Consider the following 16784-nt stretch of genomic DNA (forward strand, 5'->3'; position numbering starts at 1 on the left):
AATATATTTTCAATATAAACCTATATCCTTTCTATAGTAAGCACCCTCAAAAAATATTTTCTTTACTTTTTTATAAGCATCTACACGTGCTTCTTTAGGTGAGGAACCAATGCCTATAGCATTTAATACCCGCCCCCCAGAGGTAATCCAACGATTTTCTTCTTTTTGGGCTCCAGCGATATAAAATAAAGTATCTAATGTATCAAGGCCTTTAATTTCATATCCTTTTACATAAGATCCCGGATATCCCCTAGAGGCTATTACCACAGAACAAGAGTATGCAGGTTTCCAAGAGATATTTATAGAATCTTTATCTATAGCTTTTTCTATAATCTCAAGAAAATCACTTTCCATAAGAGGTAAAAGAGATTGCGTCTCGGGGTCACCCATACGTAAATTATATTCTAAAAGATAAACGCCCTTTTCAGTGATTATCAGGCCGAAAAATATCACGCCTGAAAAAAAAAACTTCTCGTAAAATAGACCCTTAAGAGTAGGTTTTAAAATATTTTTATTAAAGTCGCTCCAAACACTATCATTCATGTGGGGATTAGGAACCACTGTACCCATACCTCCTGTATTGGGCCCTGTTTCTCCCTCTCCAATTTTTTTATGATCTTTAGCCGATAAAAAGGGGAATAGTTCTTTACCATTAAATATTGATAATATTGAAGCTTCTTGTCCCTGTAGATATTCTTCGATAAGCACATGATCTGTTGCATTAGGTCCAAAAATTTTATCCTTCATCATAAGTTTTATAATTCTAAGCGAAGAGGATTTATCTTGAGCTATGATTACCCCTTTACCATAAGCTAATCCACTAGCTTTGATTACTACAGGAAAATTAATCGTATTGATATAATTTTTGGCTTCTTCATAATTAGAAAAGCTCGCGTAAGAAGCTGTTTTCACTCCATACTTTTTCATAAAACGTTTTGCGAAAACCTTACTTCCCTCAAGTTGAGCTGCCTGTTTATGTGGCCCAAATATGCGAAGCCCCCGCATCTGAAAAACATCAACAATACCTTCCATCAAAAGTATTTCAGAGCCAACTATAGTAAGGTCTATTCTTTTTTTGATAGAAAAATCAGCTAACGCTTTGATATCAAAAAGTGATATATTTTGACCGATTTGAGCAGTACCTCCATTACCTGGGGCAAAGTATAATTCTTGTATTCGTAGGTTTTCCAATAATTTCAAGCCGATAGCATGTTCACGTCCACCATTTCCTATAATAAGTATCCTCACCAGTAAAGTTTATAAATAACTCCAAATATAAAGAAAGAAAGAAAGAAGGGAACATTATATATTATGAAATATTTTTCATTTTTTTTAATGTCTAAAATGTCGCATACCGCTCATGATCATAGGAAGACCATGTTTATCACAAACGGCTATAGAATCGGAATCTCTAATAGATCCCCCTGGTTGAATGAAAGCAGTAATACCTTTAGAGGCAGCTTGATCCACTACATCTTTAAAAGGGAAAAAAGCGTCTGAAGCAAGTACAAGATCTTTAGAAGATTTTTTTAGAGCGCGTTCTATTGCTTGAGAACTTGCCCAGATACGATTAGTTTGTCCCCCAGCAATTCCTAAAGTTTGTGTATTTTTAGCTACTACTATAGCATTAGATCTAACATGTTTAACTACTCTTTGTGCAAAGAACAAAGCCTTTAACTGCTCAGAAGTAGGCTGAGCCTTAGTCACTACCGTATAGTGAGTAGAAAATTGATCATCACACTCTTGCAATAAAATTCCACCATCTGTTTTAATGTATTCTATTTTATCGGATATAGGGTTTTTTACGCGTATAAGACGTATTTTTTTTTTTATTTCAAGTATTTTTAATGCCTCATCGCTAAAGTGTGGCGCTAATACAATTTCTAAAAAAGTATCTTTCATTAATTCAACAGTAGATTTATCTAAAGAACGATTTACTGCTACAACTCCACCAAAAATAGATATTGTATCGCATAAATAAGCTTTTTGATAGGCTATTGAAAGATACTCTTTATCCAAAGCTACTCCACATGGGATACCGTGTTTAATGATGCAAACAGCTGGATCAGTAAACTCCGATATCAGCTTCCATGCAGCATCCATATCACGAATATTATTAAAAGACAGTTCCTTACCTTGTATTTGTTCGAAATCACAAAAAGCACCTGATCTAATAGTATTTAAATAATAAGCAGCCCTCTGATGAGGATTTTCTCCATAACGTAAATCAAACTTCTTTTTATAAGAGGCATTAATAAATAAAGGAAAATCATCTTTTAAGAGATATTGGGAAACTGCTGCATCGTAAGCAGCAGTAAGATTAAAAGCTTTTCCAGCTAATTCCCTCCGCAATTTTGAAGAGACTTCTTCATTTTGTATAATCTCATTCTGAATAATTTGATAATCCTCTAAATCAGTAATAACTACTACATTAGAAAAATTTTTTGCTGCTGCACGCAAGATTGCAGGACCACCGATATCTATAAATTCAAGCTTTTCCTCAAAAGTAAGATTTTCCTTAATTTTATCAAAAAAAGGATAAATATTAACAATTACCATATCTATAGGAAATATATTGTGATCATAGATTGTATGCATATGATCTTTATTTTCACGTTTAGCTAAAATAGCTGCCTGAATAACAGGATGTAAACTTTTAACGCGACCATCTAATATCTCGGGGAATTTAGTAAGTTCAGAGATTTCTAAAGGCCGTAATCCTCTTTTTTGGAGATATCTGAAAGAGCCCCCTGTAGAAATAATTTCATAACCATTATTCTCTAAGAATCTAGCAATAGGGAATATCCCAGTTTTATCAAAAACACTTATAAGAACTCTTTTTTTCATCTGTTTATTTTTTTTGCAAGATTATTTTGATTAAATGAAATTCGCTCAAGGGCTTCTATAAGAATTTCATATTCAAGCAAATGAATTTTTCTTGCCAGAGATTCAGGCGTTTCTTTTGGGGCTATATCGCAAGCTTTTTGAAGAATAATCTCTCCAGCGTCAACTTTAGGAATCACATAATGAACTGTAGCTCCTGATTGAGAGTCTTTATTCTCTATAACTGCCTTATGTACGTTCATGCTATACATCCCTTTACCACCGTATTTAGGTAAAAGAGATGGATGTAAATTTATTATTTTCCCAGCCCATTTTTGACAAAAATCTATATCGAGTATTGAAAGAAATCCAGACATAACAATCCAATCATTATCCTTGTAAAGGATATTATCAATATTTTTGGAAAGTTCAGGACCTCGATCAATGCAAAAAACAGGTGTTCGTTCTTTTGCAGAAATTGTTAATGCCTTACAGGCCCTATCAGAGATTACCTGAGTAATTCTTAACCAAGAAAGACGACCCTGTTTCATTGCCTGGAAAAGATTTGCAAGATTGCTTCCTTTCCCTGAAACTAAAACAGCTATTCTAATCATTTTTGAATGAATATTTCTTTAAATAAGAATTTAAAATAATCTATAGCTTATGATATGTTTTTTCCGTAAAAAATATCATATTTATTTATATTTAGCATAGTTAACATAAGATATATTAAACAATACTTTTACTTTTTTATATATTTTATAGAAACTAAAATCTGTGGTTTATTTTTTTTCACTGAAAAACTTTAGTGTCCTAAAAATAAGATATTTATACTCCTGCCTCTGTACCTTACCCCTGCCATATAAATTATGGCAACTCCTAAAAAATGTTTTAAGTTTTATTTCTAATCTGTTATGAGAATATGTATTTTATATTTTTACTTTTAGTATGATAATGTACTTTAATCCTTTAATTAATACTTTAAAGACTACTCCTGAACCAGGAGTTAATATTAAAGTTAACGTTTTTTTAGAGAAGATCTCCCTACGATAAAATAGTTTTAGGTTTTCATCGATTTAGATAATTATATTTTTTATTAGATAACCTCAATTTAGCAATTTATTATTAAGAATAAATAAATGTGTGGAACATATTTATAAATAATTATATATAGGATAGAAACTTTATATATTATATAAGGACTTTAAAATTCCTATAGTATATATTTGAGATGAAATTTATAGTAAAAGGATATCTCGATTATTATTAATAAATGGCATATTTAAATGGATACTTCTAAAAAATAGAAAATAAGATGGAATAGAAAAAAAAACTCTTCATCTCACTTTTCTAAATAACTATTTTATCATTTTGATTTAAAATTTAAGTTAAAATACTTAAAATAAGTAATATCCATACAAAGAAAGATAAAATTCTTTTTAATAATAAAAATTTTAAAGAGATTACTTTTTAAAATTTAGCTTTTTAGACCCTTTTTCAATAGACCCTATCATAAAAAAATTCTCACCAATCGATTCCATATATTGAGAAATCTTTTTTTGATCTTTATATGGAATAACTATTACCATACCTATCCCCATATTAAATGTGCTCCACATTTCCTCCTCAGATACTTTACCTTTAGATTTAATATGTCTAAAAATAGGTTGTACTGCAATTTTTGTTAGATCAATAAAAGCACATAAACCGTCTGGTACAATTCTAGGAATATTTTCAATAAGACCACCACCAGTTATATGAGCTAGAGCGTGAATAGTAAAACGGTCTAAAAGTTTATGAATAATAACATGATAAAGTCTAGTGGGTTCAAGTAGCGTTTTATAAAGAGAATTTCCATGAAAATCTTGCGTAAGTTCTCTATCTGAAAAAACTTTATGAATGAGTGAAAAACCATTACTATGTATGCCTGATGAAGGGAGGCCTATAAGTAAATCACCTTGTTGTACCTTATTCTTATCAAGAATCTTTTCTCGTTCGAGAACACCTACACAAAACCCGGCTACATCATAATCACCTCGCCGGTATATTTCTGGCATCTCTGCTGTTTCCCCCCCTATAAGGGCTGTTCCGGTAACTTGACAAGCGCTTACCATCCCAGATATTATTTGTGAGGCGATATCTGCGTTAAGTTTACCACAAGCAATATAATCTAGAAAAAATAAGGGTTTAGCACCATGACATAAAATATCATTAGCACACATAGCAAAACAATCAATCCCTATACAGGGATATTTATGGTATTTCAGGGCAAGACGTAACTTAGTGCCTACGCCATCAGCACCTGATATTAATACAGGATTTTTATAACCTGAAAGCTGATAAAAAGCACCAAACCCTCCTAAAGTATTGAGTACATTTGTATTGTACGTTCTTTCTACTGATTTCTTTATTTTTGCTATAGTGAGATAACCTTCTTCCTTATCTACGCCTGATTGTTTGTAAGTGGTCATAAAACAATATTATTTTTAATAATAGAAAATTCTATTCTTTTTGAACAGGATAGTTCTCTGTAAAACATCCAAAACAATAATCAATACCTTGTAGAATCTTTTTAAGATTTTCTATGCTTAGAAAAGCTAAACTATCTACACTAAGTATCTTGATGATTTCTTCATTAGTTAATTTCGCAGAAATTAGATGCTTTTTATCAGGTGTATCTACTCCTAGGAAACAAGGAGCAATAATAGGAGGTGAGGCGCTTCTTAGATGTATTTCAAGAGCACCGGCTTTTCGGAAAAGATTCACTAATCGATAACTAGTAGTTCCGCGAACTATAGAATCATCTATTATTACTACACGTTTATTTTTTACTTGATTCATTATAGGATTCAGCTTTAGATGAACTACTAATTCACGAAACTGTTGAGTAGGGGCTATAAAAGATCGACCTATATATTTATTCTTTATTAGAACAGGTTTAAATGGGATGCCAGAAGCCTTTGAATAACCTATAGCTGCTGGGACTCCCGAATCTGGGACTCCAATGACTATATCAGCCTCTACAGGGTGCTGTTCATATAGTTTCTCACCACTTCTCTCACGTATTTCATATACGTTGATACCCTCTATTACAGAGTCCGGACGAGAAAAATAAATATATTCAAAAGCACAGGTGCGTTTTTTAGTTTTTTCAGAAATTTTAGAAAAATGAATGCCTGAGGCATTTGCTATAGCTAATTCCCCAGGAAGAAAATCACGTATATAAGTAGCACCTATAGAATCCAAACCACAGGTTTCGGAACTAAACACATGTACTCCCTTATTTAAAATTCCATAACATAGTGGACGAATTCCGTTAGGATCTTTAAAAGCAGCAAGCTCTGTATCTGAAAGAACTAGCACTGAATAAGCCCCGTAAATACGCTTAACAGTTCTTCGTATAGCCTCTTCTAATCCCAAAGTAATATATTTCTTAATAAGTTGTAAAATCACTTCGGAATCAGATTTATCAGAAATAAAATGTATACCTTCTTTAACTAATTCCTCACGGATTTGATTAGCGTTAATAAGATTTCCGTTATGTACTATAGATAGATTTACCTTTTCATTGGCATCTTTAATGAAAAGAGGCTGAATATTTTTTTTACTATGTCCGCCTGAAGTAGAATAACGAGTGTGACCTATAGAAGCATTTCCATAAAAATTTTCAGGATTTTCTATCATTCGAAAAACTTCTAAAACCAATCCTTCTCCTTTATAAGAATAAATCACCCCTTCACGTAAAACAGATAGTCCGCAAGCCTCTTGTCCTCGGTGTTGTAAGGCAAACATACCAAACTGGATGATTGATAAGGTATCTATATTATCATTAGAAAACAAGCCGAATATTCCACATTCTTCATGAAATTTATCTCTAATAAAAAAGGGATCTTCAAAGATCTTTGGATACATCAATAAGAAGTATAAATTGTTTCACAAATTCAAACGCTGTAAAATTTCTGTATAAGCTTGACTAACGTCTCCTAGATCTCTTCGAAAACAATCTTTATCGAGTTTTTTCATAGTTGACTTATCCCAAAGTCTACAAGTATCAGGACTAATCTCGTCAGCTAATAAAATTTTACCATTTTTATCTTTACCAAATTCTATTTTAAAGTCAACTAATATGATATCCTTCTTAAGAAAATGGATTTTAAGTAAGTCATTGATTTTAGAGGAATTTTTATAAAGTACTTTAAGTTCTTCATAGCTAACTACACCTATAGCAACGGCATGGTGATCATTTATTAAAGGATCTCCTAGAGCATCGTTTTTATAGCTCAACTCAAAAATAGTATTAAAAGGGTTAAATCCCTCTTCAATTCCTAAACGTTTTGACATGCTCCCAGCAACCAAATTTCGCACGATAACCTCTAAAGGGATGATTTTAAGGTTTTTACATAACTGTTCACGCTCATTAAGTTTTTTAATGAAATGAGTAGAGATACCTTTATTTTCAAGATATTTAAAGATCAAACTAGAAATCTCATTATTCAATTTGCCCTTATCTTCTATATACCCTTTTTTTTGAGCGTTAAATGCCGTAACGTCATCTTTATAACAGATGATTAATTCGTCAGGATCAGAAGTCATATAAATCTCTTTAGCCTTGCCTTGATATAATTTTTTTTTTTTATCCATAGGTTTTTTATAATTGTTGTTCTATTTGAGGGATTAGTTTTTCTCTAAGTCTTTGATGATAATTTTTTAAGCTTTTTTTATATTGGGGATATTTTATCGAAAGAATCTGAAGTGCTAAAAGTGCTGCATTATGTGAGTTATTAATGCCTACTGTAGCCACAGGAATATCCTTAGGCATTTGAACTATCGATAAAAGTGCATCTAATCCGCCTAAAATTCCATTTATAGGAATCCCAATTACCGGAATAAGTGTTTTTGAAGCAATTGCTCCAGGAAGATGTGCTGCTAATCCCGCTCCAGCGATAATAATTTCTATTCCGTATTTCTCTAATTCTTCCAATTTTTTGGATAACATATCAGGAAGGCGATGAGCTGATATTGCATATGAGACATATTCTATGTCAAGTTCTTTTAAGAGATTAGCTGCTTTTTGCATAATAGTCTTATCTGAGAGACTACCGAAAAGTATAGCTATTTTTATATTATTTCCCATTTTTTTATTCTAAAAATATAGATATACATATATTATAAAAAATATTGGACCCCGTTATGAAAAATAGAGTGTCCTTTAACTCCTGGAATATTTTTGAATAAGTCCTTTGCACAACGCTCAGGATGTCCCATACGTCCGTAAATACGACCATCTAAACTAGTAATTCCTTCTATAGCACCTAATGATCCATTAGGATTATATGGGCTATCTAGTGTAGGCTTGCCATTTAAATTAACATATTGAGTAGCTATCTGACCTTTCTCAAATAAGGAATTTAGTACCGGATTGGTTGCATAAAATCTTCCTTCTCCATGCGAAACGGGAATACGAAATATTTGATGGTACATGCCTTCTAACCAAGGTGAGTTTTTTGATACAACTTTTACATCTACAAATCTAGAAACATGGTATCCTATTTCGTTTAATGTAAGCGTTGGAGAATTACTTTTAAGTGAACAAATTTTACCATAAGGTAAAAGACCAGATTTGATAAGTGCTTGAAAACCATTACAAATTCCTAGAATAAGGCCATCTCTTTGTAAGAGATTATGAATTGCTTCTTGTACATAATGATTATGTAGTACTGCCACAATAAATTTACCAGCACCATCAGGTTCATCTCCTGCGCTAAACCCGCCAGGAAGCATCAATATTTGGGATTTTTCGATGTTTTTAACAAAATCTAAAATAGAGTCAGCAACTTGATGCGAATTGAGATTACAAAAAACCATTTGCTTTATTATAGCTCCTTCTATTTCGAAAGCTTTAGCAGATTCATATTCGCAATTTGTTCCAGGAAAAATAGGGATAAACACTCTTGGATTCCCCTTTTTAGGGCTTTTTAGCTTATGGTGATAACTCCTAGATACATTTTTATGTAGTATATTTTTTTTTTTAGAAGTTGGAATTCGGCTCGGGAATACAGGCTCTAAAGTTTTTTGCCATGCATTAAGAGCAGCCTTAAGCTTAATAGTAAATTCTTCAAAACGTAACTCAGGTATATCTATTACTTCTCCAAGAGAAATAAAATCGTTAGAAAGTTCTTCAGAACTCTCAAGAACTATAGAACCTATATCTGTATTTAAAAGACGTGTTTGTTTTTTTATTTTGGCTCCTAACCCATTACCAAAAGCCATCTGAGAAAGAGCTACTGCAACACCTCCATCTTTAACAGTCTTTGCCGATAGAATTTTTCCTTCTTTAATTTTTTTATATATATACGAATAAGCCTTTTTTAGTGAGTTATAATCAGGCATACCATCAAGGAGAGGATAGTGACGATATAGATAGATATGGCTTTTTAATCGCTTAAATTCAGGTGAAATAAGATAATCATTAGAGGCCATGGCTACAGCAAAAGAAATTAAAGTAGGAGGAACGTGCAAATTTTTAAAAGATCCAGACATGCTATCTTTACCTCCTATAGCAGCTAAAGAAAAGGCTACCTGAGCTTGATAAGCTCCTAAAAGAGCAGCAAAAGGATCTCCCCAATGCTCTGGATTTATATCAAGCTTGCGAAAGTATTCTTGAAAGCTGAAGTATATTTTGTTATAATCTCCTCCCATAGCTACTATCTTAGCTATAGACTCTACGACTGCATAAGCACCCCCATGCAGAGGACTCCAAAAAGAAAGAGCTGGATGGAATCCCCAGGCAGCTAAACTTACTGCGTTAGTATATCCACTCAAAACAGGTATCTTATTAGCACTTCCCTCAGCTGGAGTGAGCTGATAGCGTCCTCCAAAAGGCATAAAAATAGTACTAGCGCCTATAGTGGAGTCAAAACGCTCAACTAGACCTTTTTGCGAGGCCACATTTAAATTTCTTAGACTCTTAAGAAAGGATCTTTTTTCAAAAGGAATTTCTTTTTCAAAAGGTGATATTTTTTCTTTGGGAGCTTTTACTTTTACTCGAGAATAACGAGATGTTCCACGAGTTTCAAGAAAGGCTCTTTCTAAGTTAACGACTAAAGATCCTTTATAGTACATCTCTAAATGGTTGTTACTAGTAACTTCTGCAATAACTACGGCATGTAAATTTTCTTTATAGGCTAAACTAATAAAGGGTTCTACATCCTTTTTATCTAGCAATATAGACATACGTTCTTGAGATTCAGAAAGAGCAATTTCAGTTGCGTTGAGATCTTGGTATTTTAAAGGAACTTTATCAAGATCTATCATGATCCCCTCGCTAATCTCTCCAAGAGCTACAGCTATACCTCCAGCCCCCATATCATTACAGCGTTTAATAAGTTTAGTTGCCTTTGGATTTCGAAAAAGACGCTGAATTTTTCGTTCAGTAATAGGATCCCCTTTTTGGACTTCCGAACTAAGATTTTGAGTAGATTGTTCATCATGCTCTTTCGAAGAACCTGTAGCGCCTCCTATCCCATCACGTCCAGTAAGACCTCCGAGCAATAGTATGACATCGCCCTGCAAAGGCGGTTGAGTATTAATATTTGTTTTTGGTGCCGCACCAAGTACCATTCCCACTTCCATACGTTTGGCTTTATAGCCTTGATGATAAATCTCAGCTACGTGGGTTGTAGCCAATCCTACTTGATTACCATAAGTGCTATAACCCTTGGCAGCTTCAGTAGTTATTTTACGTTGAGGGAGTTTCCCTGGCAAAGTCTGCTCGAGAGCCTCATTAGGATCAGCAGAACCGCTCAATCGCATAGCTTGATATACAAAAGCCCTTCCTGATAGTGGATCGCGTATAGCCCCTCCAATACAAGTAGAAGCGCCTCCAAAAGGCTCAATCTCGGTAGGATGATTATGCGTTTCGTTTTTAAAAAGTAATTGCCATTGTTGAATATTGCCATCTACTTCAATATTTATATCAATCTTAGAAGCGTTAACCTCATCGGATATAACGTAGTCTTTCAGATATCCTCTAGCCCTAAGAGCCTTTGAAGTAATAGTAGCAAGATCTATAAGTGTTATAGGGCTCTTCTCATCATAATATAGCTCTTCTCGCATATTCTGGTAATCCTTAAAAATGCTCTGCAAAGTTTCTTTAAAAGTACCTTGAAAAATAATATCAGTTAAATTCGTAGTAAAACTAGTATGCCTACAATGATCAGACCAATACGCATCAAGCACAAGTAATTCAGTCTCACTAGGATCTCGCATTTTCTTACGGAAATACTCCTGAATAAAAACAAAATCTTTAAAGTGCATAGCAAACCCACCTTCTTTATGAAAATACTTTAATTCATCATATGAAAACGAGCAGAAATTCTTTATAACCATTATGCTTGAAGTACACAAATTAGGAGTAATCTCAAGTAATTTTAAATCCTTCTGGCGAGTCTCGCCAGTATTTATGCAATATCCTTTTACCTTATAAATATCTTCTAAAGTCAATCCTATCAACTCTATAAGATATCCACTACGTACGATAGCATTTGTACTCGGAGCAATAATTTTAAGGCATTGCATAGCAGAGTCAGCTCTCTGATCATATTGACCGGGAAGATATTCAATAGCAAAATAAGGATGAGAAGAATAAAAATTTTCGTGTACTATGTCAGTAACTTTATCAGCAAAAATACTGTAAAGGGCCATTTGATAATTCTCTTTATCTAATTGAAAAATATCATAAATAGTATAGATATGAAGATCTTTAAGAGATACTAATTCCTTAATTTCTTTAAAAAGTTTTTGTGAATGATGATCAAAAGAGGGTTTTTTTTGGATGAAAATTCTTCGATTCATACTATTTATGGATAAATAAAGGGGTTATTAGTTCTTCTATAAGTATATATCATATCAATAATTTATTAAATAAACTTATATAAAATATCTCTATATACTGATCTCTTCATCCCTTTTATTGTTGATAACCTTCTTATACTTTTCTAACAATGGATCTACCTCCTCTATAAGGAAGTCTACTGTTTGTTCAGGAGCAAACCCTATAAATTTTTTTGGATCTAGTAAATCTATTATATGTGTTTTTTCTATGAAAATTTCATTGTCGCTTAATAAGCGTTCGATCAAATCATTTTCTTTTCCATGAATTTTTACTACTTGAGCAGCCTGCATTGAATGAATACGAATACGTTCGTGCAGCAACTGACGATTTCCTCCTTTTTTTACCCCTTCCATAATAATACGTTCTGTAGCCATAAAGGGGAGCTCTTCTTTTATATGTCTTTCAATCACCTTAGGATAAACTACTATATTATTTATAATATTGTTCCAGATAATTAAAATGGCATCCACAGCAAGAAAAGACTGAGCTATTACCAAACGTCTATTAGCTGAATCATCAAGTGTACGTTCAAGCCATTGTGTAGCTGCTACCATAGATGGACTTAAAGAGAGCGATATTACAAATTTTGCTAGAGCGGCGATACGTTCGCTACGCATAGGATTACGCTTATAGGCCATAGCACTTGATCCGATTTGTTCCTTTTCAAAAGGCTCCTCTATTTCTTTAAGATTTTGTAAGAGTCTTAAATCATTACTAAACTTATGTGCTGATTGAGCAATATTAGAAAGTAAGTTCAGTATCTGAGCGTCGAGTTTACGATCATAGGTTTGACCGGTAACGGCAAAACGTTTATAAAAACCAAAACGTTTTGAAATTTGATCATCAAGTTTCTTTGTTTTTTCAAAATCATCATCAAAAAGTTCCTTAAAACTAGCTGCAGTTCCAGTTGTACCTTTTACTCCCCGAAAACGTAAATTTTCAAAACGGAATTCCCATTCTTCTATATCCAATAGAACACTTTGCAACCAAATAGTTGCACGCTTCCCTACAGTGGTAAGTTGTGCTGGTTGATAGTGAGTAAACCCCAAACAGGGTAGATCTTTATACCTCATAGCAAAATTTCTAAGACACTGTATGAGAGAAATCATTCTTCTGAGAAGAATATTCATGCCATCACGAATCTGAATCAAATCAGTATTATCCCCTACAAAGGCGCTAGTAGCCCCAAGATGAATAATGGGACTAGCCAGAGTAGCTGCATCAGCAAAAGTATGTATATGAGCCATTACATCGTGACGAAATTTTTCCTCGTAGTTTTTCGCTCTTTCAAAATCGATATCTTCAATATGTGCTTCTAAATTTTGAATTTGCTCCTTTGAAATAGATAAACCAAGATCTTTTTGTATATCCGCCAAAGCCAGCCAAAGCTTACGCCAAGTAGTAAATTTTTTATGAGGAGAAAAATTATAGAGCATTTCAGAACTTCCATATCGCTCTACTAGAGGGTTTTTATATTTATTCACAGGCAAATTTTAGTTTTTTTTTTGAATCAAAGAAATATAGGTTTCATAATTATATTTTGAGAACGATCTGGACCTAAGGATATAACGCTAAACTTCATCCCTATAAATTTTTCTATAAAGGTTAAATATTTTTTACAGTTATTTGGAAGATCCTTATAAGAAGTTATCTGTGAGATATCTTCTTGCCATCCAGGCAAGTTCACATATACAGGTTGTATTCGTTCAAGAATTTCACTTGAAGCAGGGAATTGATCTATAAGAGTTTGATCCTCTTTTTTATAAGCAATGGATATACAAAGAGTTTTAAATCCTGAAAGAACATCTAACTTAGTAAGTACTAAATGATTAATCCCATTGATCATACAAGCATACTGTAAGGCTACTAAATCAAGCCATCCGCAACGTCTTGGTCTTTTAGTAGTAGCGCCATACTCGTGACCTTTCTCACGGAGATTATCTGCCGTAATATTCTTTAATTCAGTAGGGAAAGGGCCTGAACCAACCCGAGTGCTATAAGCTTTAGTCACTCCTATAAAATTTTTTAAAGCTGCAGGGGGTATCCCTACACCTGTGCATACTCCCCCAGTAGAAGGGGAAGATGCGGTTACATAAGGATATGTACCATAGGCTATATCAAGTAATATAGCCTGTGCTCCCTCAAAAAGAATCTTTTTCCCGATTTTTAAGGCCTTATGGATTTCATAAATACTATCGATAACACGAGAACGTAATTTATCAGCATAAACAAGGTATTCTTTATAAATAGATAAAAAATCTATAATAGGTTTACCATATATAGAATTTATGATTTGATTTTTATAGTTAATATTAGTTTTAAGCTTTTCATAAAAGATTTTTTTATCAAGCAAGTCAATCATTCTAATTCCTATTCTAGCTATCTGATCCTCATAAGTAGGCCCTATTCCTTTTAGAGTAGTCCCAATGGAGATACTATCTCCTCTAAATTCCTCCTTGTAATTATCTAAAAGACGATGATAAGGGAAGGTGATATGTACGCGATTGTCTAAAAATACTCCTGAGGTATCTAATCCACGACTCTCAAGCATTTGAAGTTCTTCAAGTAAAGCCCGTGGATCTACTACCACTCCTGTTCCTATGAGACATTTCTTATCTGGATGTATCACACCTGAAGGAACTAGGTGCAATACAAAGGATTCTTTATTAATATGTAAAGAATGTCCAGCATTATTGCCCCCTTGATAACGTATAATATAATCAGACTTTTCAGCAAACAGATCGGTAATTTTTCCTTTACCTTCATCTCCCCACTGTAACCCTACAATAACGCTTGAAGACATATTGTTTTTAGAATCTTAATTAGGTTTCTTTAATTCATTTAGGCAAATTTAGTTTTTTATTGGCAAGTAAAAACATTAAATCTTTACTTAGAAATCTTCACCAATATCTTATGAAAATATTACTATTTACTTTTGAACAATTCTAAATATTTAGAAATAATATTAGAGTTATATTTTTTTTTAACTTCCTTTAAATATTATGTAAATATGGGAGAAACATTAAGATAGTTCAGTACTTCTTATATATAAACTTTAATGGAGTTAAGAAATCTACTTTCGATAGATATCTTTTACATCTATTTTTTTAGCCAATTATTCTTAAATAAACAATTTTGATAATTTTTACCGATCTTAATAAAGACCTTATCAAGGTGTTTATGTATCCAATTTCCTAATATTTCTTCTTCTTGATTATGCACTACTATATATTTAATTTGTTTATAATCTTGCAAAAAAGAAATTTTACGGGGAGGAATGTCCTTTATAAGTTTTATAATTACATAAACCTTACGACCATCCCGTTCCTCTTCATAAACATCGCTTGTCGATCCTTCCTGTAAATTTGTTATATGCGCCAATGTAACTATTGGTAATTGAGATTTTTGGAAATGATTGGTTCCCGTTTCAATATTTTTGATGGGGCCACCTTGAACGGTTTTATTATTACAATATCTCTTAAGAGCTTCTTCAAAGGTAATTTTTCCACTTTTTAAAAGTTTGCTAACCGAATTAGCTAAAGCTTTAGTATTCTCTATCTCCTTCTCAGTGTATTTAGGTATTAGCAATATATGACGAATATCTACTTCTTCTCCATTATTATTTTCCAGTTGCAGTAAATGAAAGCCCAATTCAGTTTCAAAAGGTTCACAGATTTCTCCTTCCTTCATAGAAGAAATTCTCGTTTGAAATTCTTCTAGCATTTTTGCACGTTCTGCCCCCTCTATAAGTCCCCCCTCAATAGCAGAACTTAGATCTTCTGAATAGGCAATAGCCTTAGTAGCAAAACTTTCCCCTTGAAGTATATCTTCTTTAATTTTTTTGAGTTGGTCTATAATTTTTTTACGGTGTGTTTCTGTAATACGAATAGGAAAAATAATTTCTGATAGTTCAAATTCTTTTGGAATTTCAGCAAAATTTTCTTTATTTCTTTCGTAGAAATCTCTAACTTGTTTGGGGCTTGGATCTATAATTCTTTCTTCTATAATTTTCTGACGTTTTTGTTCAAAATATTCACGATTTTTCATCATTGTAGTGATATCTTGACGTATTTCATCTAGATTAGTTCTTCCATAAAATTTGAGTAAAGCTTTTTCGCTCCCATATTGCTTTTTAAAATTTTTAATATTTTTTTCAACTTGTAGCTGTAGTTGTTCATCATTTATTCGAATAGTAGCATCCTTTTTAGCAAAATGAAGAATCAATTGATCTTTAAGCATTTCTTCAAAAAATTTGCAATTATCACCTGGAGATATTTTTCGATGAGTTCTGTTATTATTTAGTATTTCTTGAACTTCTGATTCTAGAATAATTTCATCCCCCACTACAGCTACAATTTCTTCAAGCTTTTGTTGAGCATATAGGGGAGAAGAAATGATTAAAGGGAAAAGAATAAAACGGATAAAAACCGTACGAAAAAATTGATACATGATGTTTTTATAAAAAAAAAATAATTTCAAATATACAAATGTCTTTTTATAGAATATTAATAGATGTTTTTAAATTCTACAGATTGATTTTTATATATATAATTATATCAAAAAAAAACATTTTTAGAAATTTATATTTTCCTCAAAATAAATTCAGGTAAAATAAGGTTAAAACTACCTAAGGGACATATTTAACGAAAAAAAATTATTACAAGTTTTTAATAACTTATATATAATTCACTAGACGTAGAAAAAAAGTACTCGATAATATAAAAAATTATCGTTTTGATGTAAAAAATGTTCTATTTTATATGACTTTTAGAAAAAACAAAAAAAATCTTCATAAGAAAAAGCATATAATATATCACTTTAATAAATTATTGTCTTTCAGGGTTAATAGTATAAAATATACCAATAAAAAATTGGTAAAATCTTTATATTATAATACTTTATTCAGTAAATATTTTTACATATTTCATGCTATTCTATTCTCGGTTTACTTTTCTTGGGTTTAAAATTTATACTATCTGAATAGTAAGACGTTTGGTTATACTGTATATAATACTAATATCAATGAACTAGATGAAAATTTTTTATAATTTACCTAATGTATCTATTA

General features: G+C 32.3%; 11 protein-coding genes. All 11 read right to left on the bottom strand.

Going from position 1 to position 16784, the window contains the following annotated elements:
• Window positions 1-9: 9 nt before the first annotated feature.
• Window positions 10-1248 carry a phosphoribosylamine--glycine ligase gene (gene purD / locus ACUBP5_RS00715; RefSeq protein WP_482168397.1) on the bottom strand — a complete coding sequence of 413 codons (1239 nt, stop codon included), beginning with the start codon at window positions 1246-1248 and terminating at the stop codon, window positions 10-12.
• 84 nt (window positions 1249-1332) lie between these two features.
• On the bottom strand, window positions 1333-2847 hold the full coding sequence (gene purH, locus ACUBP5_RS00720; RefSeq protein ID WP_482168398.1) for a bifunctional phosphoribosylaminoimidazolecarboxamide formyltransferase/IMP cyclohydrolase: 1515 nt from the start codon (window positions 2845-2847) through the stop codon (window positions 1333-1335).
• Window positions 2844-3437: a phosphoribosylglycinamide formyltransferase gene (gene purN, locus ACUBP5_RS00725; RefSeq protein ID WP_482168399.1), complete on the bottom strand. Its 594-nt coding sequence runs from the start codon at window positions 3435-3437 to the stop codon at window positions 2844-2846. Before purN ends, purH begins: the two co-directional genes overlap by 4 nt.
• 849 nt (window positions 3438-4286) lie before the next feature.
• Window positions 4287-5294 (bottom strand): phosphoribosylformylglycinamidine cyclo-ligase, encoded by a 1008-nt coding sequence (purM, locus tag ACUBP5_RS00730; RefSeq protein WP_482168400.1) that lies wholly within the window; start codon window positions 5292-5294, stop codon window positions 4287-4289.
• A gap of 31 nt (window positions 5295-5325) precedes the next feature.
• On the bottom strand, window positions 5326-6735 hold the full coding sequence (gene purF / locus ACUBP5_RS00735; RefSeq protein ID WP_482168401.1) for an amidophosphoribosyltransferase: 1410 nt from the start codon (window positions 6733-6735) through the stop codon (window positions 5326-5328).
• A gap of 21 nt (window positions 6736-6756) precedes the next feature.
• The gene (gene purC, locus ACUBP5_RS00740; protein WP_482168402.1) at window positions 6757-7464 is read right to left on the bottom strand and encodes a phosphoribosylaminoimidazolesuccinocarboxamide synthase; all 708 of its coding nucleotides are present in this window, start codon (window positions 7462-7464) and stop codon (window positions 6757-6759) included.
• A 7-nt stretch (window positions 7465-7471) separates the two neighbouring features.
• Window positions 7472-7957, bottom strand: a complete 486-nt coding sequence (purE, locus tag ACUBP5_RS00745) for a 5-(carboxyamino)imidazole ribonucleotide mutase (RefSeq protein ID WP_482168403.1) — start codon at window positions 7955-7957, stop codon at window positions 7472-7474.
• A gap of 32 nt (window positions 7958-7989) precedes the next feature.
• On the bottom strand, window positions 7990-11676 hold the full coding sequence (locus ACUBP5_RS00750; protein ID WP_482168404.1) for a phosphoribosylformylglycinamidine synthase: 3687 nt from the start codon (window positions 11674-11676) through the stop codon (window positions 7990-7992).
• A 90-nt stretch (window positions 11677-11766) separates the two neighbouring features.
• Window positions 11767-13200: an adenylosuccinate lyase gene (gene purB / locus ACUBP5_RS00755; RefSeq protein WP_482168405.1), complete on the bottom strand. Its 1434-nt coding sequence runs from the start codon at window positions 13198-13200 to the stop codon at window positions 11767-11769.
• A gap of 26 nt (window positions 13201-13226) precedes the next feature.
• The gene (locus ACUBP5_RS00760; RefSeq protein ID WP_482168406.1) at window positions 13227-14519 is read right to left on the bottom strand and encodes an adenylosuccinate synthase; all 1293 of its coding nucleotides are present in this window, start codon (window positions 14517-14519) and stop codon (window positions 13227-13229) included.
• Window positions 14520-14815: 296 nt separating this feature from the next.
• Window positions 14816-16165 (bottom strand): peptidylprolyl isomerase, encoded by a 1350-nt coding sequence (locus tag ACUBP5_RS00765; RefSeq protein ID WP_482168407.1) that lies wholly within the window; start codon window positions 16163-16165, stop codon window positions 14816-14818.
• Window positions 16166-16784: the final 619 nt, after the last annotated feature.

This window comes from Candidatus Insignibacter tubulum (genome assembly GCF_056790205.1).

Coding starts and splice junctions, on each gene's coding strand:
- purH (WP_482168398.1), bottom strand. CDS start 2,847: ATGAAAAAAAGAGTTCTTATAAGTGTTTTTGATAAAACTGGGATATTC.
- purN (WP_482168399.1), bottom strand. CDS start 3,437: ATGATTAGAATAGCTGTTTTAGTTTCAGGGAAAGGAAGCAATCTTGCA.
- purM (WP_482168400.1), bottom strand. CDS start 5,294: ATGACCACTTACAAACAATCAGGCGTAGATAAGGAAGAAGGTTATCTC.
- purF (WP_482168401.1), bottom strand. CDS start 6,735: ATGTATCCAAAGATCTTTGAAGATCCCTTTTTTATTAGAGATAAATTT.
- purC (WP_482168402.1), bottom strand. CDS start 7,464: ATGGATAAAAAAAAAAAATTATATCAAGGCAAGGCTAAAGAGATTTAT.
- purE (WP_482168403.1), bottom strand. CDS start 7,957: ATGGGAAATAATATAAAAATAGCTATACTTTTCGGTAGTCTCTCAGAT.
- ACUBP5_RS00750 (WP_482168404.1), bottom strand. CDS start 11,676: ATGAATCGAAGAATTTTCATCCAAAAAAAACCCTCTTTTGATCATCAT.
- ACUBP5_RS00760 (WP_482168406.1), bottom strand. CDS start 14,519: ATGTCTTCAAGCGTTATTGTAGGGTTACAGTGGGGAGATGAAGGTAAA.
- ACUBP5_RS00765 (WP_482168407.1), bottom strand. CDS start 16,165: ATGTATCAATTTTTTCGTACGGTTTTTATCCGTTTTATTCTTTTCCCT.